The organism is Massilia sp. GER05 (genome assembly GCF_052056005.1).
Classification (GTDB): Bacteria; Pseudomonadota; Gammaproteobacteria; order Burkholderiales; family Burkholderiaceae_D; genus Telluria; species Telluria orientalis.
The window spans coordinates 7147070-7167917 of sequence record NZ_CP178858.1 but is presented as its reverse complement, the minus strand read 5'-3'; the positions used below and the strand labels follow the sequence as shown (position 1 = coordinate 7167917).

Sequence of the window (20848 nt, the reverse complement as noted above, 5' to 3'; positions counted from 1 at the left end):
ACCAGCCTCGACATCGAAAGCCGCCTCGGCATTGCCGGGGCGGTTTTTTTTTGTCCGTACGAAGTGTTGGATGCCGCCGTAATGACAATCCATTAACATTGCTAACAGTCACGCGCGTAGTACACTGACCACGCTCCACGAACGTGGCGGCAAGGAGACACATAACCCCTGTAACGAGAGAAAAACAATGTCGAGGGCACCAACTTTACGCTGCCGTGTTACCGCTATCATCCTCGCCTGGGCCGGTGCCGCCCAAGCGCAAGCACCATCCACCGACAAAGCCGCCACCACCATGGCAGCGACCGACGACGGCACCGGCGCCTACCGCACGCAGCGCTACCGCAACCTGTTCGCCGAACGCCTGGGGCGCAGCCCGCAGGAGACGCACGCGAAGATCGAGCAAGCCTTCCAGCGGCTGTTCCACGGCGACGGCCAGGAGGAGCGCGTCTACTTCGAGACGGGCGCCAACGCCAACGGCACGCTCGCGTACATCACGGACTGGGCCAACAACGACGCCCGCACGGAGGGCATGAGCTACGGCATGATGATCGCCGTCCAGCTCGGCAAGAAGCGCGAATTCGACGCGCTGTGGAACTGGTCGAAGACATACATGCTCACGACCGATCCCGCCAACCCGTCGCGCGGCTATTTCGCGTGGTCGATGGGCACGGACGGCACGCCGCGCGCCACCGGGGCCGCGCCGGACGGCGAGGAATACTATGCGATGGCGCTGTACTTCGCGGCGCGGCGCTGGGGTAACGGGAAGGGCATCTACGACTACCAGAAAGAAGCGGATACCATCCTGCGCGGCATGCGCCACCACCCCGTCGTGACCGCCACGCCGCCGTTCCGCATCCACCCCGGCGATCAGCCGTTCGTCGAGCCGGCCACGCCCTGGCCCAGCCCCAACAACCGCCGCGAACAGGAACAGGCGCAGAAAGCGGGCAAGCCGTGGCCGCCGCAGCGTCCGCACCGCGCGCCGCGCGCCGTCACCGTCGGGACTATGGTCGACGAGGCCCACGCGATGGTCCGCTTCGTGCCGGAGACGTTCATCCCCGGCACCGACCCGTCCTACCACCTGCCCGCGTTCTACGAGCTGTGGGCACGCTGGGGCCCGCGCGAGGACCGCGCGTTCTGGGCGCGCGCGGCGAGCGTCAGCCGCGACTTCTTCGTGAAGACGGCCGACCCCGCGACGGGCCTCGGCCCCGACCGCGCCGACTTCGACGGCACGCCGCTGAAGAACTGGGACGGCAGCCCGGGGTCGTTCGGCTACGACAGCTGGCGCACGATCAGCAACTGGTCCGTCGACCGCAGCTGGTGGAACAAGGATCCGCGCCAGCAGGCGCTTTCCGACCGCGTCCAGACGTTCCTCGCGGGCCAGGGAATCGACCGTTTCGCCGACCGCTACACGCTGGACGGCAAGCCGCTGTCCGACCGCCACTCGACCGGCATGCTGGCGGCAGCGGCCGTCGGCAGCCTGGCGGCCACGCCGGGGCAGGCATCCGACGACTTCCTGCGCGCGTTGTGGGCCACGCCCGTGCCCAGCGGCGAGCAGCGCTACTTCGACGGCATGCTGTACCTGATGAGCATGATGCATCTCGGCGGCGAATTCCGCGTGATCGATGCGCCCCACAAATAACAAGGAGACAAGCATGATGAAACAGAGGAAACAAACTGCGGTCGCGGTCCTTCTCGCCTGCGCGGCGATGGGCGCGCAGGCGCAGGACCGCGCGTGGTTCGACAAATCGAAATCCGCCGACGAACGCGCCCGCGCCGCCGTCGCCGCGATGACGCTCGACGAAAAACTGCTGCTGATCGTCAGCTACACGGACAAGAAAGACCTGGCGAAGCAGCCGGACGATATCGTGCCGCCGGCAATCAAGGCCGACGTCGCGGCACACCACATCGAGGGCTCGGCCGGCTACGTGCCGGGCATCCCGCGCCTGGGCATCCCGGCGCAGTGGCAGACCGACGCGTCGATCGGCGTGCGCGTGGGCGGCATGGAGCGCACGGCGCTGCCGTCTTCGCTGGCGACGGCGGCCAGCTTCGACCCGGCCGTCTCCGAAGCGGGCGGCCGCATGATCGCGGACGAGGCGCGCGCCTCCGGCTTCAACACGTTCCTGGCCGGCGGCGCGAACCTGGCGCGCGAGCCGCGCAATGGCCGCAACTTCGAATACGTGGGCGAGGACCCGTTGCTGGCCGGCCGCATGGCGGCAGGTCTCATCAACGGCATCCAGGCGCGCCACGTGGTGTCGACGATGAAGCACTTCGCCGTCAACGACCACGAAAGCCAGCGCACGACGGTCGACGTCACGATTTCGCCGGAAGCGATGCGCCAGTCGGACCTGCTCGCGTTCGAGATCGTCAATGACCTGTCGAAACCGGGCTCCGTCATGTGCTCGTACAACCTCGTGAACGGCCGCTGGGCATGCGAGAACGAATACCTGCTGAACAAGACGCTGAAGCAGGACTGGAAGTTCAAGGGCTATGTGATGGCCGACTGGGGCGCCGTCCACTCGACGGCGGACGCCGCCAACTATGGGCTCGACCAGTTCACGGGCTACCCGTGCTGCAACCACCACGGCCCGTTCTACTCCGCCAAGAATTTCAAGGAGGCGATGAACAAGGGCGACGTCTCGATGCGCCGCCTCGACGACATGGCGCAGCGCATCCTGTGGCCGCTGTTCCAGACCGGCGTGTTCGACGATCCGCCGAAAGTCGGCAAGATCGATTTCGCAGCAAACGCCGCCGTCGCGCAGCGCGCCGCCGAGGAATCGCTCGTGCTGCTGAAGAACGAGGGCAATTTGCTGCCGCTGGCGAACGTGAAGTCGGTGGCCGTCATCGGCGGCCATGCGGACAAGGGCGTGCTGGCGGGCGGCGGTTCGTCCGGCGTGACGCCCGTCGGCGGCAATGCCGTGCCGAACCTGGAGCCGACGAAGTGGCCCGGCCCCGTGATCTACATGCCGTCGGCGCCGCTGGCGGCGTTGAAAGCCGAACTGCCGAAGGCGAAGGTTGCGTACGCGAGCGGCAAGGACATCGACGCGGCCGTCGCGCTGGCGAAGCAATCGGAGGTCGCCGTCGTGTTCGTGACGCAGTGGATGGGCGAGGGCTTCGACGGCAAGCTGGAACTGGACGGCAACCAGGATGCGCTGGTCGCCGCCGTCGCGCGCGCCAATCCGAAGACAATCGTCGTCGTGGAATCGGGCGGTGCGATCCTGATGCCGTGGCTGCCGCAGGTGCCGGCCGTGCTGGAGGCGTTCTATCCGGGCATCCGCGGCGGCCAGGCGATCGCGCGCATCCTGACCGGTAAAGTGAATCCGTCCGGGCACCTGCCGATCAGCTTCCCCGCATCGAATCTACAACTTGCCCATGCGCAGATTCCGGGCTTCGGCAAGCCGGACGGCATCCCCGTCCACATCACGTATCACGAAGGCGCGGCGATCGGCTACAAGTGGTACGACGCGAAAGGGTATAAACCGTTATTCGCGTTCGGCCACGGCCTCAGTTACACGAGCTTCGCGGTCGCCGATCCGAAGGCCAGCGTCGCCAATGGCGCGCTGACGGTCGGTGCCGCGCTGCGCAACACGGGCAAGCTCGCGGGCAAGGGTGTCGTGCAGGTGTATGTGGCGCCGGCGGATGTGAATGCGTCGGGCTGGGAAGCACCGAAGCGTCTCGTCGCGTTCCACAAGCTCGATCTGAAGTCCGGTGGCGCGAACACGTTCACGCAGGCCGTCGATCCGCGCCTGCTGGCGACGTACGAGGTCGCGGACAACAGCTGGCGCGTCCGCGCGGGCACGTACCGCGTGCTGTTCGGGCAGGCGGCGGACGACCTGCCGGTCTCGGTGGACGTGACATTGCCGGAGATGACCTGGAGCGCCGTCCACAAAGACTGAGGCATTATTTCGAGTCGGGTGGGGCACCACGTGCCCATGCGGACGCCGGCATCATGCGTACGTCACGCGTGGGCGGAGGGCCGCCCACCCTACCGAGGCTTTGTTTCGCGTCGGGTGGGGCACCACGTGCCCATGCGGACGCCGGCATCATGCGTACGTCACGCGTGGGCGGAGGGCCGCCCACCCTACCGGGCATTATTTCGCGTAGGGTGGGCACCACGTGCCCACGCGGACATATGCGTTATCTGGCCCAGTAATCCAGCACCAGCGATTTGGCGAGAGAAGGCTTGAGCATCTCGACAAAGCGCTGGTGCGCCGGATGCACGAGATAGGCGTCGCGGTCTTCGGCTTGAGCGAACGTCAACGTGAAGCAGTGCGTGAAGCCGTCGTTCAGGCCTTCCGGGCTCACGTTCGTGCCCCATTCGTAGGCCGTGATGCCGGGGATGGCCGCAGGCAGGGCGGCGAAGCCGGTCACGATGGCGTCGACGTCGTCGTACGAGGCGTCGTCCTTGAACGCGAACAGGACGACGTGGCGGAGCAGTTGGCTGGACATGGGGTGGTCGGATAAGTTGACGAGGCGTCATCTTACATCAGGGCGCGAGGGCGATCACATCGTCGCCCGGCAGCGGCTCGCAGCCCGGCCCCAGTGGTTCCCAGCCGCGGTGCACGACGATGTGGCGCTCGTCGTGGCACAGTTCCACGCGGCGCGTATGCGGGGACTCCCGCCGTACGAAATCCTCGATCGCCGTCGGCACGCTGATGTGCAGCGCGAGCGCGTGGATGTCGTCGAGCGGATGGTCGCCCACGTGCACGAGGGGCACGAACTGGCCGGCGAACATCAGCCAGTGCGACGGGATGCGGACGGGCGTGTCCGCATAGCCTTGCGCGCGCAGCCACGCCTGTGCGCGCGCGCGCGCGGGATCGGCCGGATCGAGGCGGCCCCACGCGAATGCGATCAGCTCCGCCACCCACTGGTTGCAGTTCTGGTAGCGCGTGCCGAACGCATACGCGTTGGCGCTGTAGCGCGTGCCCAGCAGCGCGAGGGCCAGCGGCTTGTCGAGCGCGGCCTGCTCCAGCAGCGCGCTGTCCTGCTCGGGCGGGAACAGCAGGGCGACGTGGCCATGCGTGGGCGCGTCGGCGCCGAGCACGAAGCCGGACATGCCCTGGTCGAACAGGCGCGGACGCGATTCGTCGCACGCGTAATACAGCTGGCGCACGGCCCACGGTCCGCCGGGATTGTTTTTCAGCGCGATGCCCGCGTGCGAATACAGCAGGCCGAAGCGGGAGAGGTCCAGCCCCGCGCGCGCGACGAGGGCGAGACTGCTGCCGGAACGCGCCAATTCGTCCTTCACCGCGGCGGCGAAGCGCAGCACGCGGTCCTGGTCCGCGGCCGTGACCTTGCCGGTGCGGTCGCAGAAGGTCGGGATGCCGGCCGATGCCCCCGCGCTCGCGCACAGCAGCAGCGCGGCCGCGAGGAACCGCCGGAACATCAGATCGTCACTTTGCGCGACGCGAGGTCGCGGTACCAGTCGTCCTGCAGCGCGAGGAAGAACGGCTGCTTCGTGTCGCCGTACGCGAATTCGTAGCCGTACACGCGCTCGTTCACTTGCACGACTTCATCCTTGGCGACGCGGCGCTCGGCCAGCGCGCGGTCGGGTACGTCGACCCAGAACTGGGTGGCGGCATCGCCCGCGACGGCGCGCAGCGTGATACGCGTTCTTGCTTCCTTGCCCGCCTTGGCCGGTGCCACGGCGACGTCGATCACGCGGTACGGGCCGGTCTCCGCGCGCTTGTTGTCGCCGCTCGAGCTGTTGCTGGAGCCGCCGATCGAATCGGAGATGCTGCCCGACGATGCGGAACCCGCGCTGGACGCGGACGACGCGAAGCTGTCGGCTTGAGCGGGTACGGACACCACGGCGGCGGCGGCCAGCGCCAGGGCGAGCGCACGGGTGAAATTCGTGTAGGTCATTGCGAAATCTTTCTTAAGCACATTGGATAACGCAATGGTACAAGTGCCGTGTGCCGCTGAGAAGGCGAACGTGGTTTTGTTACAAACGACCTGCCGCCGCGGGATCAGTCGATTTCGGTGACGAACTGGTCGAGCGGGCGGCGCACCTTCGGCAGGTTGACCAGCCAGTCCTGCTCGGCCTTGCGGTAGCCCAGCGGCAGCATGACGACGCTGCGCAGGTGTTGCTCGCGCAGCTTCAGGATGGCGTCGACGGCGGCCGGGTCGAAGCCTTCCATCGGCGTCGCGTCGACTTCCTCGAACGCCGCCGCGATGACGGCCGCGCCGAAGCCGATGTAGGCCTGGCGTGCGGCATGCTCGAAGTTCACCTGCGCGCCGCGGCCCGGATAGGTCGACAGCAGTTGCTGGCGGTACGCTTCCCAGCCTTCGTTGCGGAAGCCGCGCACTTCGTTGGTCAGGTCGAACATGTGGTTGATGCGTTCCGGCGTGTAGTCGTCCCAGGCGGCGAACACCAGCAGGTGCGACGCATCCGTGACCTGTGCCTGGTTCCACGCCACTTCACGGATCTGCGCGCGCAGTGCCGGATTCTTGATGACCAGGATCTCGTAGGGCTGCAGGCCGGACGACGTCGGCGCCAGGCGGGCGGCCTCGATGATGCGGTCGATCTTGTCCTGGGCGACCGGACGGGTCGGATCCATTGCCTTGGTGGCGTAGCGCCATTGCAATTTATTCAGTAATTCCATGAGTGACCTTATGAGTGGTGAGTGGTGACATTGTATTTTCTCCTCGCGGTGCAATAAACTAGGCGATCAGCAAATGATTTGTTCGCGAAAGGTGAAGATGGCCCGCAAGTTCGATCACTTGTCGGATGTGGAGGTGTTGCTCAGCGTGATCGAACACGGGTCATTCAGCGCCGCGGCCGTGGTGCTGTCGACCACGGCGTCGGTACTGAGCCGCGCCATCTCGCGGCTGGAAACCCGCCTGGGCGCACAGTTGCTGCGGCGTAGCACGCGCAGCCTGAGCCTGACCGATGCCGGCCGCCGCTACGCCGAGGAGGTGCGCGGCGCGTTCGCGCAGATCGAGCAGGCGGAACGCACGATCCGCAGCACGACGGTGCAACTGAGCGGCAAGGTGCGCATGAGCGTGCCCACCAGCTACGGCAGGCAACGCCTGCCCGCGCTGCTCGCCGCCTATGCGCGCGCCTATCCGCTGGTCGAACTGGAGGTCGACATCAGCAACCGCAACGTCGACCTGGTGGCGGAAGGGTTCGACCTGGCCATCCGTTCCGGTCCGCTCCCCAGCAGCAGCATGGTGGCGCGTCCGCTCGAAGTGTCGCCGCTGTGCCTGGTCGCCGCGCCGGACTACCTGGAGGCGGCGGGACCGTTGTGCGGCCTCGCCGACCTGGCGCGCCAGCGTTGCATCGCCTTCATCCGTCCCAGCACCGGACGCGTGATCCCGTGGCATTTGCGCGACGACGGGCGCGACATCGACTGGATGCCGCCGGCCGCCGTCACGGTGGCCACGGACGTCATGGGCGTCGTGTGGTTCGCGGAGCAGGGGATGGGCATCGCGCTGTGCCCGCGCATCTTTGCCGAGGATAGCCTGGCCGCAGGCCGCCTGACCGAGGTGTTGCCCGGCCTGGGCGGGCGCACGCGGACATTCTCTCTGATCTATCCGGCCCACCGCAGCCTGTCGGCCGCCTCGCGCGCGCTGATCGACATGCTGGCGGCGGGCCACGCAGGAATTTCTTGAGGGATCAGGCCGGATACAGCGCGCCGAGGATGCGCGGCCCGGCGGCGCCCGTCACGGCCGGCAGGTTGCCCGGCTGGCGGCGCAGGAAGCGGTAGCCGAGCCACGCGAACGCGAGGGCTTCCACGCGGTTCGGCGCGACGCCCAGCGTCGCCGTCGACGCGACCGGGATAGTACCGCCGAGCGCGTCGGCGAGGTCGCGCAGCAGCACGCCGTTATAGGCGCCGCCGCCGCACACGTAGACGGCTTGCGCGTCGGCCTCCGCCTGGATGGCGCGGGCGATCGTCACGGCCGTCAGGCGCGTCAGGGTGGCCTGCACGTCGGCGGGTGAGGCTCCCGGCCGCTGCGCCAGCTTCGCATCGAGCCACGCCGCGTGGAACAGGTCGCGGCCCGTGCTCTTGGGCGGCGGCTGGCGGAAATAAGGTTCGTCGAGCAGCAGGTCGAGCAGGGGCGCGTCGACGGTGCCCGTCGCGGCCCAGGCGCCGTCCTGGTCGTAGGCCTTGCCCTGGTGGCGTGCGATCCACAAGTCCATCAGCACGTTGCCGGGGCCGGTGTCGTAGCCGCTCACGCGGCCGTCGCCGTGCAACACGCTGATGTTGCCGATGCCGCCGATGTTGACGACGGCGCGCACCTGGTCGCGCTTGCCGAACCGGGCTTCGTGGAACGCGGGGACGAGCGGGGCGCCCTGGCCGCCGGCGGCGACGTCGCGGCTGCGGAAGTCGGCGATGACGTCGATGCCGGTGAGCTCGGCCAGCAGCGCCGGATTATTGGTCTGGCGGGTAAAACCCAGTTCGGGGCGGTGGCGGATCGTCTGGCCGTGCACGGCGACAGCGCGGACCGGGCCCGGCGCCGCGGCGGCCAGCGTCTTGACGCACTCGGCGTAGCAACGGGCCAGCGCGTTGGCGGCGAGCGCTTCACGCTCCAGTTCGTTGGCGCTGGCGGCCTGCAAGGCCATCAGTTCGGCGCGCAGGTCGGCCGGGAAGGGCGTGAAGGCAGCGTCCAGCGTGCGGATGCCGCGGCCGTTGAAATCGGCCAGCACGCCGTCGACGCCGTCCAGGCTGGTGCCGGACATCAGCCCGATGTAGAGAGTGGATGCCATTATCGACTCCTGAAAGCAAAACGCCTTGCACGCATGTCGACGTGCAAGGCGTTCGTTGAACGACGCTGAAGGATCAGCGCGCAGCCATCGCGTTACCGGCCGGCGACAGCAGCGAGAAGCGGTGCGACATCTCGGCCGCGGCCATCTTGAAGCGGGTCATTTCGCCCGGCGTCAGCGGCTGCTGCTGCAGGTTCTTCATTGCCATCGGGTCGGTGGCGCGGCCGCCGATGCGGAATTCGTAGTGCAGGTGCGGGCCCGTTGCCCAGCCCGTCGTGCCCACGTAGCCGATCACGTCGCCCTGCGACACTTTCTGGCCGCGGTGCAGGCCGCTGGCGAAGCGGCTCATGTGGCCGTACGCGGTACTGTAGTTGGACCAGTGCTTGAGCACGACAAAGTTGCCGTAGCCGTTCTGGGTGCCGACGAATTCGACGACGCCGTCGCCCGATGCCTTGATCGGGGTACCCATCGGTGCGGCCATGTCGACGCCTTCGTGCTTCTTCCAGGTGCCGAACACCGGGTGCACGCGCATCGAGAAGCCCGACGAGATGCGGTTGAACGCCACCGGCGACTTCAGGAATGCCTTCTTCAGCGACTTGCCGTCCAGGCTGTAGTAACCGCCCTGGTGGGTGACGGGGTCTTCGTACCAGACGGACTGGTAGGCGACGCCGCGGTTGACGAATTCGCCGGCCAGGATGCGGCCCGTGCGCACCATCTCGCCATCCAGCCAGAAGGTTTCGTAGACGACGTTGAAACGGTCGCCGCGCTTCAGGTCCGAGCGGAAGTCGATGCTCGTCGAGAACATCTCGATGATCTGGTTGACGACGGAATCGGGGATCTGGCTGCCGTCGACGGCATCGTCGGTGGCGGCGTACAGCGAGCTGTTGATGTTGCGCGAACGCATCTCAACGCGGCGCTCGAGCTGTGCAGGCGCGGAATTCGATACGAATTTGTCGCCCTTGCGCGTGATGGTGACGGTCTTGAACTGGTCCTTGTCGGCGATCGTCGCGTGCAGGGTCAGCAGCAGGCCGTTCTCGTCGGTCTCGGCCTGGATGCGCTTGCCGGTCTTGAGCGAGAGGATGGAGCGGGCGGTCTTGTCGCTGCGGACGAAGGCCTGGGCTTGCTGGTCTTCGATGCCGAGGCGGTTGAACACGGTGCCGAGCGAGTCGCCGGCACGGATGCGTTCTTCGTGGATGAATTGCTGCTGGTCTTGCTGGAGGGCGGCGATCTGGTCTGCCAGGTTCGGCAGTTGCAGGTCTTGCGCGACTGATTTGACCGGCATGTCCGACGCGTCCGGAGCGATCGGGGCGACTGCGGTGGCGCCGAAGGCGCACAGTGCCAGGGCTGCGGCACCCCCGGCTACGATGCGGGTTTTGCGGCTCGTTTCAGCCAGACCAAACCAGCGCTTGCCGGCGATTTTCTGTAATGGGTTCATGCAATCAGTTAAAATTTACCGCTTGAACAGCCCAAGACACCGTGATTTTTTTGTCGTTATTATTAGTGTTGTCGTTGAAACTTTTCGTGCGGCAAGATTGACGGGATCGCGAATTATATCAAAATACCGGGTCTTACAACCGCTTTAGTCCTTTTCCTACAAATTTTTTATGACTTCTCCAGAAATTTCTGGTAATGCAAAAATTGCAACGCCAGCAGCCGGTCCGGCTCCTCTGCCCCTGAGCGACGCCGTCCAGGAAGCCCTCGCCATCACCAAGCGCGGTGTGGACGAGCTGCTGATCGAGAGCGAATTTGCCCAGAAACTGGCCCGTTCGGAACAGAGCGGCACCCCGCTGCGCATCAAGCTGGGCCTGGACCCGACGGCGCCCGACCTGCACCTGGGCCACACGGTGGTGCTGAACAAGCTGCGCCAGCTGCAGGACCTGGGCCACCAGGTGATCTTCCTGATCGGCGATTTCACGTCGATGATCGGCGACCCGTCGGGCCGCAACGCGACCCGTCCGCCGCTGACCCGCGAGCAGATCGAAGCGAACGCCACCACCTATTTCAAGCAGGCATCGCTCGTGCTCGACCCGGCGCGCACGGAAATCCGCTACAACTCCGAATGGTGCGACGCCCTCGGCGCGCGCGGCATGATCCAGCTCGCCTCGCGCTACACCGTGGCCCGCATGATGGAGCGCGACGACTTTACCAAGCGCTACAAGAGTGGGACTCCGATCTCGGTCCATGAGTTCCTCTATCCTTTGATGCAGGGCTATGATTCCGTCGCTTTGAAAGCGGATCTTGAGCTGGGTGGAACGGACCAGAAATTTAATCTGCTGGTCGGCCGTGAGCTGCAGAAAGATTACGGCCAGGAACCTCAGTGCATCCTGACGATGCCGCTGCTGGAAGGCCTGGACGGCGTCGAGAAGATGTCCAAGTCCAAGAACAACTACATCGGCATCACGGAACCGGCCAACACGATGTTCGGCAAGCTGATGAGCATCTCGGACGTGATGATGTGGAAGTACTACGAGCTGCTGTCGTTCCGTTCGATCCAGGACCTGGCCGCGTTGAAGGCCGAAGTCGAGGGCGGCCGCAACCCGCGCGATGCGAAGGTGGCGCTGGCCCAGGAAATCGTGGCCCGCTTCCACTCGCAGCAGGCGGCCGAGGATGCGCTGGCCGACTTCGTCAACCGCTCCAAGGGCGGCATTCCGGACGACGTGCCGGAAGTGGCCGTCTCGGGCGCACCGCTGGGCCTGCCGCAACTGCTGCGCCAGACGGCCTTGTGCGCCTCCAGCTCGGAAGCGATGCGCATGATCGACCAGGGCGGCGTGCGCATCGACGGCACGGTCGTCTCCGACAAGGCGCTGCAGGTGCAGGCCGGCACGTTCGTGCTGCAGGTCGGCAAGCGCAAGTTCGCCCGCGTGACGTTGAGCGCATGATCGGCCTGCTGCAACGGGTCGGCGAGGCCAGCGTCACGGTCGACGGCGAGGTCACGGGTGCGATCGGGCGCGGCCTGATGGTGCTCGTGTGCGCGGAAAAGGGCGACACCGAGCGGGAAGCCGACGCGCTGCTCGCGAAACTGCTGACCTACCGCGTGTTTGCCGACGACGCCGGCAAGATGAACCGCAGCGTGACGGACGTGGCGGGCGGCCTGCTGCTCGTGCCGCAGTTCACGCTGGCGGCGGACACCCGCTCCGGCACCCGCCCGTCGTTTTCGCCCGCCGCCGCGCCCGAGGACGGACGCCGGCTGTTCGACCATGTCGTGCGCCAGGCGCGCGAGCGTCACGGTATCGTCGAAACCGGCCGTTTCGGCGCCGACATGAAGGTGGCGCTGATCAATGACGGACCGGTGACGTTCTGGCTGCGCATTGATCCACCCCGTGTCGCGCACTGAAACCGGAAACCGCGCGCCGCGGCGAGAGTCTGAGGCTAAGGATGCAGGGAGAAAGAACATGAAGATCTGGAGCGATTCCTTTACCGAGGGCGACATGATTCCGCCCAGATGTGCGTTCGCCGAGATGGACCCCGGCAACCACATCAAGCTGTCGACCAACCGCAGCCCGCACATCGCTTGGGACGACGTGCCGGCCGGTACGCAGTCGCTGGTCCTGCTCGTGCACGACATCGACGTGCCGACGGACGGCACGGACGTGAACAAGGAGGGCCGGAGCGTGCCCGATGCGCTGCCGCGCACGGACTTCTATCACTGGTCCCTCGTCGACATTCCCGTGTGCCTGAAATCCTTCGCCGAGGGCAAGTTCTCGGACATGGTCACGCCGGGCGGCAAGAGCGGGCCGCTGGTGCCGTTCACGATCAAGAACGGCACGGAACACCAGCTGCGCCACGGCGTCAACGATTACACGGGCTGGTTCGCGAACGATCCCGACATGGCGGGCGAATACTATGGCTACGACGGCCCGTGCCCCCCATGGAACGACGAACGCGTGCACACCTATGTCTTTACGCTGTACGCCCTCGACATCCCGCGCCTGCCGCTGGCAGGCCGCTTCACGGGCAAGGAAGTGCGCCTGGCCATCACGGGGCACATCCTGGACGAGGCGAAGATCTTCGGCGTGTACTCGCTGAACCCGGACGTGACGGGCAACCTGATCGGCCAGCCTTCCTGATTTTTTTGACAAGCTACGCTTGAATGATCGCTCCGCGGTGCGGAGCGGCGCATCCGCATGACGACAACGAACGCATCCGCAGCACCCACCGACATCCTCCTGATCCGTCACGGCGAAACGGCCTGGAACGCCGAACGCCGCCTGCAAGGCCACCTGGACATTCCACTGAACGACGAAGGCGAGCGCCAGGCCGCACTGCTGGCGGGCGCGCTCGCGGGCGAGCCTCTCGACCTCATCGTCGCGAGCGACTTGCGCCGGGCCCACCAGACCGCCCAGGCCGTGGCCGACCGCCGCGGACTGACGGTGGCCATCGACCCGGCGCTGCGCGAGCGCGGCTATGGCGGCTTCGAAGGCTTGCTGTACAGCGAGATCGAAGAACGTTTCCCACGTGAATTCGCCGCCTGGCAGGCGCGCGACGTCGATGCGCAACTGCCGCCGGGCCGCAACGTGGGCGAGAGCTTCCGGTCGTTCTTCGACCGCGCGACCGGCGCCATCCTCGCGCTGGCGGCGGACCATCCCGGCAAGACGATCGCGCTCGTCGCGCATGGCGGCGTGCTGGAATGTGCCTACCGCCTGGCGCGCGGGCTGCCGCTGGAGACGCCGCGCGACTTCAAGGTCTACAACGCCAGCATCAACCGTTTCCGCTTCGACCCGGCCGATCGCAGCCTCGTCCTGGGCAGCTGGGGCGAGGTCGATCACCTGCGTCCGGCCGTGCTCGACGAGCTTCCCTAAAAGGCATGCTGGTGGGCTTGGCAAGCGTTTTCTGGCGCGTGCGCAACAATCCCATAAAAAAATGTGCTGATAAATTGAGCAGCGCTTCGGGTAAAATAGCGAGTTCCCGTCGCTTCCCGTGAATTTTCTGCCGTGCAAATTGGTCCTTATACGCTGCGTAACAATGTCTTCGTCGCCCCGATGGCCGGGGTGACCGATCGTCCGTTCCGCCAGCTGTGCAAGACGCTCGGCGCGGGCTATGCGGTGTCCGAGATGGCCGCGTCGAATCCGCGCCTGTGGGCCAGCGAGAAATCGTCGCGGCGCACGGACCACGCGGGCGAGATGGAGCCGAAGGCCGTGCAAATCGCCGGTGCCGACCCGCACGACCTGGCCGAATGCGCCAGGTTCAACGTCGAGCGCGGCGCCCAGATCATCGACATCAATATGGGGTGCCCGGTCAAGAAGGTGTGCAATAACTGGTGCGGTTCGGCGCTGCTGCAGCACGAAGACCTCGTGCAGCGCATCCTGGACGCCGTCGTGAACGCCGTCGACGTGCCCGTCACCCTGAAATTCCGCACCGGCTGGGATCGCCAAAACAAGAACGCGCTGACGATCGCCCTCATGGCCGAGGAGGCCGGCATCGCGATGCTGACCCTGCACGGCCGCACCCGCGCCGACGGCTACAAGGGCGATGCGGAGTACGACACCATCGCCGCCGTCAAGGCCGCCGTGAAGATACCCGTCGTGGCCAACGGCGACATCACGACGCCGGACAAGGCGAAGTTCGTGCTGGATTACACCGGCGCCGATGCGGTGATGATCGGCCGCGCCGCCCAGGGCCGTCCCTGGATCTGTCGCGAAATCGATTACTTCCTGCGCACGGGGGCGTACCTGCCGCCGCCGCTGGTCGAAGAGGTGCGCGAGCTGATGCACGAACACCTGCCGGCCCACTACGCCTTTTACGGCGAATACTTGGGCGTGCGCACGGCGCGCAAGCACATCGGCTGGTATGTCGAAGACCTGCCCGGCGGCGAAGAATTCCGCCAGCGCATGAACCGTTTGGAATCGACCGCTGAACAATTATCCGCCGTCGATGAGTTTTTTAAATCGCAACACCGGTATGGCGACCGGTTACAATACCGGCCCGCGCATCCTGACGATGACGCGATTGCCGCCTAAAAGGAGGCCCGTAAACCTGCTGCGCGTTGCAATTTGGTCCTGCGATGCTCGCTGTACTGGCGTACAGCTGTGCTTCTCGAACAAAATTACTGCCGCTCGCGACGGTTTCCGAGACTCCTTTAAACAACAATTAGAAGAACGTCGGAGACAAACGCTGCCAAAAGCAGCATTTAACCAGGATGAAGCTGTAAACCATGAGCAAAGAAAGTATCCAGGAAGTCGTTCAAAAAAGCCTCGAAGACTATTTCAACGACCTGGGCGAGCAGAAACCGACGAACATCTACGACATGATGCTCCTGACCGTCGAAAAACCGATCCTGCAAGTGGTGATGACGCGGGCGGAGGGCAATCAGTCGCATGCCGCCCAGATGCTGGGCATTAATCGCAATACATTACGCAAGAAGTTGCAGGAGCACGGGCTGCTGTAAGCGCCGGCGGAGGGGCCGGGGCGTGCAGGCGTGCGTCGGGCCCTTTGTCCGGCGTGCGCGAGCCCGTCCAGATTTTTTTCAACAGGCCACTCCCATGATCAAACAAGCACTCATCTCCGTTTCCGACAAAACCGGCGTCCTCGATTTCGCGCGTGCGCTGTCCGCCCTCGGCGTGAACATCCTGTCCACTGGCGGTACCGCTAAACTGCTGCAGGACAATGGCGTGCCGGTCACCGAAGTCGCAGACTACACTGGCTTCCCGGAAATGCTCGATGGCCGCGTGAAGACGCTGCATCCGAAGGTCCACGGCGGCATCCTGGCCCGCCGCGACTTCCCGGAACACGTTGCCAAGCTGGAAGAGCACGGCATCCCGCAGATCGACATGGTGGTGGTCAACCTGTACCCGTTCCAGGCCACCGTCGCCAAGGAGCAATGCTCGCTGGAAGACGCGATCGAGAACATCGATATCGGCGGCCCGACCATGCTGCGCTCGGCGGCCAAGAACCACCGCGACGTCGTCGTCATCGTCGACCCGGCCGACTACGGTCCGGTGCTGGCCGAGATGAAAGGTACCGGCGAAGCGGCCGGCAGCGTCGGCTACGAGACGAAATTCCGCCTGGCCAAGAAAGTGTTCGCGCACACGGCGCAATACGACGCCGCCATCACGAACTACCTGACGAGCCTTGGCCCGGACAAGGACCACACGAACCGCGCCGCCTACCCGCAGACGCTGAACCTGCACTTCGAAAAAGTCCAGGACATGCGCTACGGCGAAAACCCGCACCAGACGGCCGCGTTCTACCGCGACCTCGTGCCGGCCGCCGGCAGCCTGGCCAACTACCGCCAGCTGCAGGGCAAGGAACTGTCGTACAACAATATCGCCGACGCGGACGCGGCCTGGGAATGCGTCAAGTCGCTGGGCGGCTTCAACATGCCGGCCGGCTGCGTGATCATCAAGCACGCGAACCCGTGCGGCGTCGCGATCGGCGCCGACGCGCTGGACGCCTACCAGCGCGCCCTCAAGACCGACCCGACGTCGGCCTTCGGCGGCATCATCGCCTTCAACGTGCCGGTCGACGGCCCGGCGGCGGAAGCCATCGCCAAGCTGTTCGTGGAAGTCCTGATCGCCCCGGCGTTCACGGCCGAAGCGCTGCAGATCATGTCGGCCAAGCAGAACGTGCGCCTGCTGGAAATCGCCCTGGGCGACGGCCAGAACGTGTACGACGTCAAGCGCGTGGGTGGCGGCCTGCTCGTGCAGTCGCCGGACGCGAAGAACGTCGGCATGGGCGACCTGCGCGTCGTGTCGAAAAAGCAGCCGACTCCGCAGCAGATGCAGGACCTGATGTTCGCGTGGCGCGTGGCCAAGTACGTGAAATCGAACGCGATCGTGTTCTGCGCCGGCGGCATGACCCTCGGCGTGGGCGCCGGCCAGATGAGCCGCATCGACTCCGCGCGCATCGCCTCGATCAAGGCGCAGAACGCCGGGCTGTCGCTGGTGGGCTCGGCCGTGGCGTCGGATGCGTTCTTCCCGTTCCGCGACGGCCTGGACGTCGTCGTTGACGCGGGCGCGACCTGCGTCATCCACCCGGGCGGCTCGATGCGCGACCAGGAAGTGATCGACGCGGCGGATGAACGTGGCGTGGTCATGCTCTATACTGGTACGCGTCACTTCCGCCACTGATTTGCCGACGTTGGCATTGCGTTGACGTTCGCGTGGGCTCGGGGAGCCCACCCTACGCCGGTGGGTGATCGTAGGGTGGGCACCCTGTGCCCACGCGATGGTTTTGCCATCGACCTGTGTTTTTGCACAGTATTTTTCCCACGAAACACCCGCGCCGGTATAACATTCGATAATGATTATTCTCGGCATCGACCCGGGCCTGCGTACGACAGGGTTCGGCGTCATTGAAAAGCAAGGCAACCGGTTGCGCTACATCGCGTCCGGTACCATCAAGACGGGCACCGAGGGCGCGCTGCCGCCGCGGCTGAAAGTCATCCTGACCGGCGTCAGCGAAATCGTCGCCACCTACCAGCCGGCCTGCGCGGCCATCGAAAAAGTCTTCGTCAACGTCAATCCGCAGTCGACCCTGCTGCTCGGCCAGGCGCGCGGCGCCGCGATCACGGCCCTCGTCGGCGCCGACCTCGACGTGGCGGAGTACACGCCCACGCAGGTCAAGCAAGCTGTTGTCGGCACGGGCAAGGCCGTCAAGGCGCAGGTGCAGGACATGGTCGCGCGCCTGCTCAAGCTGCCGGGCCTGCCGGGCGCGGATGCGGCCGACGCGCTCGGCATTGCCATCTGCCATGCCAACAGCCAGGATGCGCTGGCACTGATCGGCACGCTCGCACCTGGCAATCCGAAAAAGCCGACGCTGCACATGAAGCGCGGCCGCCTCGTCTAATTATTGAAAGGTCACCATGATCGGTCGTCTCTCCGGAGTCCTGCTGGAAAAGAACCCGCCGCAAGTGCTCGTCGATTGCCAGGGCGTCGGCTATGAAGTCGACGTACCGATGAGCACGTTCTACAACCTGCCGCACACGGGCGAGAAGGTCACCCTGTTCACGCACTACGTCGTGCGCGAGGATGCGCACCTGCTGTTCGGCTTCGGGTCGGCGAACGAGCGCGCCGTGTTCCGCCAGCTGATCAAGATCACCGGCGTCGGGGCGCGCACGGCGCTGTCCATCCTGTCCGGCATGACTGTGAACGATCTCGCCCAGGCCGTGACGTTGCAGGAAGCAGGGCGCCTGGTCAAGGTGCCGGGCATCGGCAAGAAGACGGCCGAGCGCCTGCTGCTGGAACTGAAGGGCAAGCTGGGCGCCGACATCGGCGTCGCGGCCGGCACGCCGCACGACGATGCGCAGGCAGACGTGCTCAATGCGCTGCTGGCTTTGGGGTATTCTGACAAGGAAGCCCTCATCGCCATCAAGAACATGCCGGCCGGGACCAGCGTGTCCGACGGCATCAAGCTGGCGTTGAAGGCGTTGTCCAAGGCGTAATTTGGCAGGGGGCACCACGTGCCCACGCGGACGTCCGCGGTCCGCAAACGTAACGCGTGGGCGGAGGCCGCCCACCCTACGTGACACCGGCACCATTTAAGATAATGTAATGAGCATCCAGACCGACAATTTCACCGAGCAGCGCATCATCGACGCCGCGCCGGCCTCGCCCAACGAGGAGGCGATCGAGCGCGCGTTGCGTCCCAAGCATCTGGACGAATACGTCGGCCAGGAAAAGATCCGCGACCAGCTCGAAATCTTCATCCACGCGGCCAGGAAGCGCCGCGAGGCGCTCGACCACACGCTGCTGTTCGGCCCGCCGGGCCTCGGCAAGACGACGCTGGCGCACATCATCGCGCGCGAGATGGGCGTCAACCTGCGTCAGACGTCCGGCCCCGTGCTGGAGCGCCCCGGCGACCTGGCCGCGCTGCTGACGAACCTGGAAGCGAACGACGTCCTGTTCATCGACGAGATTCACCGCCTGTCGCCCGTGGTCGAGGAGATCCTGTACCCGGCGCTGGAAGACTACCAGATCGACATCATGATCGGCGAAGGCCCGGCCGCGCGTTCCGTGAAGCTCGACCTGCAGCCGTTCACGCTCGTCGGCGCCACGACGCGCGCGGGCATGCTGACGAATCCGCTGCGCGACCGCTTCGGCATCGTCGCCCGGCTGGAATTCTACAACGTCGAGGAATTGACGAAGATCGTCGCCCGCAGCGCCGCGCTGCTGGAGGCGCCGACCGACGAAGAGGGCGCGCGCGAAGTCGCCAAGCGCGCCCGCGGCACGCCCCGCATCGCCAACCGCCTGCTGCGCCGCGTGCGCGATTATGCGGAAGTGAAGGGCAATGGCGAGATCACGCGCGAGATGGCCGACCGCGCGCTGCGCATGCTCGACGTGGATACGGTCGGCTTCGACGTGATGGACCGGAAGCTGCTGGAAGCGGTGCTGTTCAAGTTCGCCGGCGGCCCGGTGGGCATCGGCAACCTGGCGGCCGCCATCGGCGAAGCGGCGGATACCATCGAGGACGTGCTGGAACCGTTCCTGATCCAGCAGGGTTATCTGCAGCGCACGCCGCGCGGGCGCATCGCCACGCCGCTGGCCTACCGGCATTTCGGCGTCGCCGCGCCGCGCATCAGCCCGACCGGCGACCTGTGGGACAACCTCCCGCCTGCCTAGTTCACGTCAGGGCAGCGCCGGCTCCTGCCGGTCGCGCTTGCGCATGGGGCGCTGGCTTTCAGGGAAGCCCGGGAAGACGAAGCTGATGAACATCAGCACCGCGGCCGCGAGCAGCGCGCCGCCGGCCAACAGCATCTCTTCCTGGGTACGCGTCAGGAGGACGGCAATGCTGGCGGCCATCGGCAGCAGCAGCAGCAGGCCACCCAGGATGCGCAGGATGATGGACCGGCGCATGCGCGACCCCAGCAGGGCGATGTACAGGAAGCTGCCGGAAACGAGGCTCATGCCGAACAGGCCGCCCAGCACGGGCCAGCCGGGCATGCCGCGGGTGCTGACATCGGAGAGCACGAGGGGCAGCGCCATCGGGATGACAATGCCGATCAGGAACGACAGGAGCCGCAGGAAGATCATGTGAATGCCAATTGGTTGAATGAAACATTCATCAGATTAGCATAGCGGCACTGGACGTGGCGCGCACGACACGTCCTGTTGTATTTACGAATGTCGTTATTCCTGGCGCAGCCAGACCTGCGACCGCCCGAACATCGGCACGCCCACATAGCCCCGCACTTCGAGCTTCTTGCCGCCTTCGTGGACGCTCAGCTTGCTCTTGTAGACCTTGCCGTTCTTCGGGTCGAGGATCTCGCCGCCCGTGTACTCGTCGCCGTTCTTGCGCAGGCCCGACACGATGGTCATGCCGACGATCGGCTGGTCCTTGCGTGCGCCCTGGCACAGCGTGCATTTCGGGTTCTGGTCCTCTTCCGGCGTGCGGAACAGTTTTTCGATCTTCCCCTGCAGTTCGCCCTGGTTGTCCGTGATACGGATCAGGGCGGTCGGCTTGCCGGAGGCATCGTCGATGGTCTTCCACAGTCCGACGGGAGAAGCGTCCTGGGCCCAGGCGAGCGGGGCGGCGAGAGCGGCGGCAAACGTAAGGATGGCGGCGTGGGCGAGATGGCGCATTGTGTCTCCTGTTGGAATATGGTTGCGTGCTCTGCCAGTGTAGCAAACTGCACGGTCGTTCGGTAAACGACAGCGTGGCCTCAGGAGCCGTTTTGCTGGGCTTTCAGGCCGGCGATCGTCGAGGTGGCTTCGGGCGGCAGTGTCGCGCCGAGGCGGTGCAGGACGAACGGCGTCTTGTCCGGGCCCGTGCACGTGAAGGAGGGCGCGGACGCGTCGTAGTGGCAGGTCATCGCGACGTCCGTCGCCGGCGCGCCTTTCGGCAGGTAGGGCCGCAGCAGCAGCGTGTCGCCGTCCAGCGCCGCGCGGACCGGGAAGCCAATGATGGGGCGCGCGTTGCCTGCCTCCGTGGCCGGCGGTGCGGAGCCGGCCATCAGGCCATCGCCGTCGGCCTGCAGGTACATGACGGTTTGCGCCGCGCCCCAGCTGCCGGCGACGTGGGCAGGCAGGGGATCGGCCGCGTGGGCGGACACATGCCATGCAAAGGCGAACAACAGCGGGATCCGGCGTTTCATGCGTCCTCTCGATGGATGAAGTCCGGACGAGTATAGCGAAGCGCGTGCGCTGTATTGACTCACATTGTCACATCGGGCGGCAACCGCAGCCGGACGGTTCCGTAAGGACGCTTGTA

At 65.8% G+C, this 20848-nt stretch carries 22 protein-coding genes; 13 read left to right on the top strand and 9 right to left on the bottom strand.

The window, feature by feature from the left end; translation table 11 throughout:
* The first annotated feature begins 292 nt into the window (after positions 1-292).
* Together ACL58G_RS31650 and ACL58G_RS31645 are read left to right on the top strand one after the other, a co-directional pair.
* Positions 293-1639: a glycosyl hydrolase family 8 gene (locus tag ACL58G_RS31650; RefSeq protein ID WP_413386671.1), complete on the top strand. Its 1347-nt coding sequence runs from the start codon at positions 293-295 to the stop codon at positions 1637-1639.
* Positions 1640-1652: 13 nt separating this feature from the next.
* Positions 1653-3893 (top strand): beta-glucosidase family protein, encoded by a 2241-nt coding sequence (locus ACL58G_RS31645; protein WP_440964499.1) that lies wholly within the window; start codon positions 1653-1655, stop codon positions 3891-3893.
* 241 nt (positions 3894-4134) lie between these two features.
* On the opposite strand, the gene ACL58G_RS31640 is transcribed toward ACL58G_RS31645, so the two are convergent.
* From ACL58G_RS31640 to ACL58G_RS31625, 4 genes are all read right to left on the bottom strand, one after another.
* A complete protein-coding gene (locus tag ACL58G_RS31640) occupies positions 4135-4446 on the bottom strand; it encodes a Dabb family protein (RefSeq protein WP_413340723.1) in 312 nt (103 codons plus the stop codon).
* Between the two features lie 37 nt (positions 4447-4483).
* Complete coding sequence (locus ACL58G_RS31635; RefSeq protein ID WP_440964497.1) at positions 4484-5383, bottom strand: DUF2145 domain-containing protein; 900 nt, start codon at positions 5381-5383, stop codon at positions 4484-4486.
* Positions 5383-5862: a hypothetical protein gene (locus tag ACL58G_RS31630; protein WP_440964495.1), complete on the bottom strand. Its 480-nt coding sequence runs from the start codon at positions 5860-5862 to the stop codon at positions 5383-5385. Before ACL58G_RS31630 ends, ACL58G_RS31635 begins: the two co-directional genes overlap by 1 nt.
* A 104-nt stretch (positions 5863-5966) precedes the next feature.
* The gene (locus ACL58G_RS31625; protein WP_413340729.1) at positions 5967-6602 is read right to left on the bottom strand and encodes an NAD(P)H-dependent oxidoreductase; all 636 of its coding nucleotides are present in this window, start codon (positions 6600-6602) and stop codon (positions 5967-5969) included.
* Positions 6603-6675: 73 nt separating this feature from the next.
* Here ACL58G_RS31625 and ACL58G_RS31620 point away from each other — a divergent pair, with 73 nt between their 5' ends.
* A complete protein-coding gene (locus ACL58G_RS31620) occupies positions 6676-7611 on the top strand; it encodes a LysR family transcriptional regulator (protein WP_413340731.1) in 936 nt (311 codons plus the stop codon).
* A 4-nt stretch (positions 7612-7615) separates the two neighbouring features.
* Here the strand turns inward: ACL58G_RS31620 and ACL58G_RS31615 are convergent, their stop codons facing one another.
* Both ACL58G_RS31615 and ACL58G_RS31610 read right to left on the bottom strand, forming a co-directional pair.
* Positions 7616-8707 carry an anhydro-N-acetylmuramic acid kinase gene (locus ACL58G_RS31615; protein ID WP_413386683.1) on the bottom strand — a complete coding sequence of 364 codons (1092 nt, stop codon included), beginning with the start codon at positions 8705-8707 and terminating at the stop codon, positions 7616-7618.
* 73 nt (positions 8708-8780) lie between these two features.
* Positions 8781-10139: a M23 family metallopeptidase gene (locus tag ACL58G_RS31610; RefSeq protein WP_413338768.1), complete on the bottom strand. Its 1359-nt coding sequence runs from the start codon at positions 10137-10139 to the stop codon at positions 8781-8783.
* Between the two features lie 169 nt (positions 10140-10308).
* On the opposite strand from ACL58G_RS31610, the gene tyrS reads away from it, so the two are divergent.
* The 10 genes from tyrS to ruvB all read left to right on the top strand — a co-directional run bounded on the left by tyrS (position 10309) and on the right by ruvB (position 19260).
* Positions 10309-11583 (top strand): tyrosine--tRNA ligase, encoded by a 1275-nt coding sequence (gene tyrS / locus ACL58G_RS31605; protein ID WP_413386687.1) that lies wholly within the window; start codon positions 10309-10311, stop codon positions 11581-11583.
* Complete coding sequence (gene dtd / locus ACL58G_RS31600) at positions 11580-12038, top strand: D-aminoacyl-tRNA deacylase (protein ID WP_413386689.1); 459 nt, start codon at positions 11580-11582, stop codon at positions 12036-12038. The genes tyrS and dtd overlap by 4 nt, the downstream gene beginning before the upstream one ends.
* 58 nt (positions 12039-12096) lie before the next feature.
* Complete coding sequence (locus ACL58G_RS31595; protein ID WP_413386691.1) at positions 12097-12771, top strand: YbhB/YbcL family Raf kinase inhibitor-like protein; 675 nt, start codon at positions 12097-12099, stop codon at positions 12769-12771.
* A 57-nt stretch (positions 12772-12828) separates the two neighbouring features.
* Positions 12829-13503, top strand: a complete 675-nt coding sequence (locus tag ACL58G_RS31590) for a histidine phosphatase family protein (RefSeq protein WP_413338763.1) — start codon at positions 12829-12831, stop codon at positions 13501-13503.
* A 132-nt stretch (positions 13504-13635) separates the two neighbouring features.
* A complete protein-coding gene (gene dusB, locus ACL58G_RS31585; RefSeq protein WP_440964490.1) occupies positions 13636-14661 on the top strand; it encodes a tRNA dihydrouridine synthase DusB in 1026 nt (341 codons plus the stop codon).
* A gap of 194 nt (positions 14662-14855) precedes the next feature.
* Positions 14856-15089: a helix-turn-helix domain-containing protein gene (locus ACL58G_RS31580; RefSeq protein WP_036235444.1), complete on the top strand. Its 234-nt coding sequence runs from the start codon at positions 14856-14858 to the stop codon at positions 15087-15089.
* 94 nt (positions 15090-15183) lie between these two features.
* Positions 15184-16770 (top strand): bifunctional phosphoribosylaminoimidazolecarboxamide formyltransferase/IMP cyclohydrolase, encoded by a 1587-nt coding sequence (gene purH, locus ACL58G_RS31575; RefSeq protein WP_413386697.1) that lies wholly within the window; start codon positions 15184-15186, stop codon positions 16768-16770.
* Between the two features lie 172 nt (positions 16771-16942).
* On the top strand, positions 16943-17488 hold the full coding sequence (gene ruvC / locus ACL58G_RS31570; RefSeq protein WP_413338757.1) for a crossover junction endodeoxyribonuclease RuvC: 546 nt from the start codon (positions 16943-16945) through the stop codon (positions 17486-17488).
* A gap of 16 nt (positions 17489-17504) precedes the next feature.
* Positions 17505-18083, top strand: coding sequence for a Holliday junction branch migration protein RuvA (ruvA, locus tag ACL58G_RS31565; protein ID WP_036235449.1), 579 nt, complete (start codon positions 17505-17507; stop codon positions 18081-18083).
* A 109-nt stretch (positions 18084-18192) separates the two neighbouring features.
* The gene (ruvB, locus tag ACL58G_RS31560; protein ID WP_056122374.1) at positions 18193-19260 is read left to right on the top strand and encodes a Holliday junction branch migration DNA helicase RuvB; all 1068 of its coding nucleotides are present in this window, start codon (positions 18193-18195) and stop codon (positions 19258-19260) included.
* Between the two features lie 6 nt (positions 19261-19266).
* Here ruvB and ACL58G_RS31555 read toward each other — a convergent pair whose 3' ends face one another.
* The 3 genes from ACL58G_RS31555 to ACL58G_RS31545 form a co-directional block, all read right to left on the bottom strand.
* On the bottom strand, positions 19267-19671 hold the full coding sequence (locus ACL58G_RS31555; RefSeq protein WP_413386700.1) for a hypothetical protein: 405 nt from the start codon (positions 19669-19671) through the stop codon (positions 19267-19269).
* Between the two features lie 96 nt (positions 19672-19767).
* A complete protein-coding gene (locus ACL58G_RS31550) occupies positions 19768-20220 on the bottom strand; it encodes a DUF2147 domain-containing protein (protein ID WP_413386702.1) in 453 nt (150 codons plus the stop codon).
* A gap of 80 nt (positions 20221-20300) precedes the next feature.
* Positions 20301-20732, bottom strand: coding sequence for a hypothetical protein (locus ACL58G_RS31545; protein WP_440964485.1), 432 nt, complete (start codon positions 20730-20732; stop codon positions 20301-20303).
* Positions 20733-20848 lie beyond the last annotated feature (116 nt).

What these genes read in the sequence shown, in the direction of transcription:
- ruvB (WP_056122374.1), top strand. Translation starts at nt 18,193, where the DNA reads ATGAGCATCCAGACCGACAATTTCACCGAGCAGCGCATCATCGACGCC.
- ACL58G_RS31640 (WP_413340723.1), bottom strand. Translation starts at nt 4,446, where the DNA reads ATGTCCAGCCAACTGCTCCGCCACGTCGTCCTGTTCGCGTTCAAGGAC.
- ACL58G_RS31555 (WP_413386700.1), bottom strand. Translation starts at nt 19,671, where the DNA reads ATGATCTTCCTGCGGCTCCTGTCGTTCCTGATCGGCATTGTCATCCCG.
- ACL58G_RS31620 (WP_413340731.1), top strand. Translation starts at nt 6,676, where the DNA reads ATGATTTGTTCGCGAAAGGTGAAGATGGCCCGCAAGTTCGATCACTTG.
- ACL58G_RS31580 (WP_036235444.1), top strand. Translation starts at nt 14,856, where the DNA reads ATGAGCAAAGAAAGTATCCAGGAAGTCGTTCAAAAAAGCCTCGAAGAC.
- ACL58G_RS31635 (WP_440964497.1), bottom strand. Translation starts at nt 5,383, where the DNA reads ATGTTCCGGCGGTTCCTCGCGGCCGCGCTGCTGCTGTGCGCGAGCGCG.
- purH (WP_413386697.1), top strand. Translation starts at nt 15,184, where the DNA reads ATGATCAAACAAGCACTCATCTCCGTTTCCGACAAAACCGGCGTCCTC.
- ACL58G_RS31645 (WP_440964499.1), top strand. Translation starts at nt 1,653, where the DNA reads ATGATGAAACAGAGGAAACAAACTGCGGTCGCGGTCCTTCTCGCCTGC.
- ruvA (WP_036235449.1), top strand. Translation starts at nt 17,505, where the DNA reads ATGATCGGTCGTCTCTCCGGAGTCCTGCTGGAAAAGAACCCGCCGCAA.
- ACL58G_RS31625 (WP_413340729.1), bottom strand. Translation starts at nt 6,602, where the DNA reads ATGGAATTACTGAATAAATTGCAATGGCGCTACGCCACCAAGGCAATG.
- ACL58G_RS31610 (WP_413338768.1), bottom strand. Translation starts at nt 10,139, where the DNA reads ATGAACCCATTACAGAAAATCGCCGGCAAGCGCTGGTTTGGTCTGGCT.
- ACL58G_RS31590 (WP_413338763.1), top strand. Translation starts at nt 12,829, where the DNA reads ATGACGACAACGAACGCATCCGCAGCACCCACCGACATCCTCCTGATC.
- ACL58G_RS31615 (WP_413386683.1), bottom strand. Translation starts at nt 8,707, where the DNA reads ATGGCATCCACTCTCTACATCGGGCTGATGTCCGGCACCAGCCTGGAC.
- tyrS (WP_413386687.1), top strand. Translation starts at nt 10,309, where the DNA reads ATGACTTCTCCAGAAATTTCTGGTAATGCAAAAATTGCAACGCCAGCA.
- ACL58G_RS31630 (WP_440964495.1), bottom strand. Translation starts at nt 5,862, where the DNA reads ATGACCTACACGAATTTCACCCGTGCGCTCGCCCTGGCGCTGGCCGCC.
- ACL58G_RS31545 (WP_440964485.1), bottom strand. Translation starts at nt 20,732, where the DNA reads ATGAAACGCCGGATCCCGCTGTTGTTCGCCTTTGCATGGCATGTGTCC.
- dtd (WP_413386689.1), top strand. Translation starts at nt 11,580, where the DNA reads ATGATCGGCCTGCTGCAACGGGTCGGCGAGGCCAGCGTCACGGTCGAC.
- ACL58G_RS31595 (WP_413386691.1), top strand. Translation starts at nt 12,097, where the DNA reads ATGAAGATCTGGAGCGATTCCTTTACCGAGGGCGACATGATTCCGCCC.
- ruvC (WP_413338757.1), top strand. Translation starts at nt 16,943, where the DNA reads ATGATTATTCTCGGCATCGACCCGGGCCTGCGTACGACAGGGTTCGGC.
- ACL58G_RS31550 (WP_413386702.1), bottom strand. Translation starts at nt 20,220, where the DNA reads ATGCGCCATCTCGCCCACGCCGCCATCCTTACGTTTGCCGCCGCTCTC.
- ACL58G_RS31650 (WP_413386671.1), top strand. Translation starts at nt 293, where the DNA reads ATGGCAGCGACCGACGACGGCACCGGCGCCTACCGCACGCAGCGCTAC.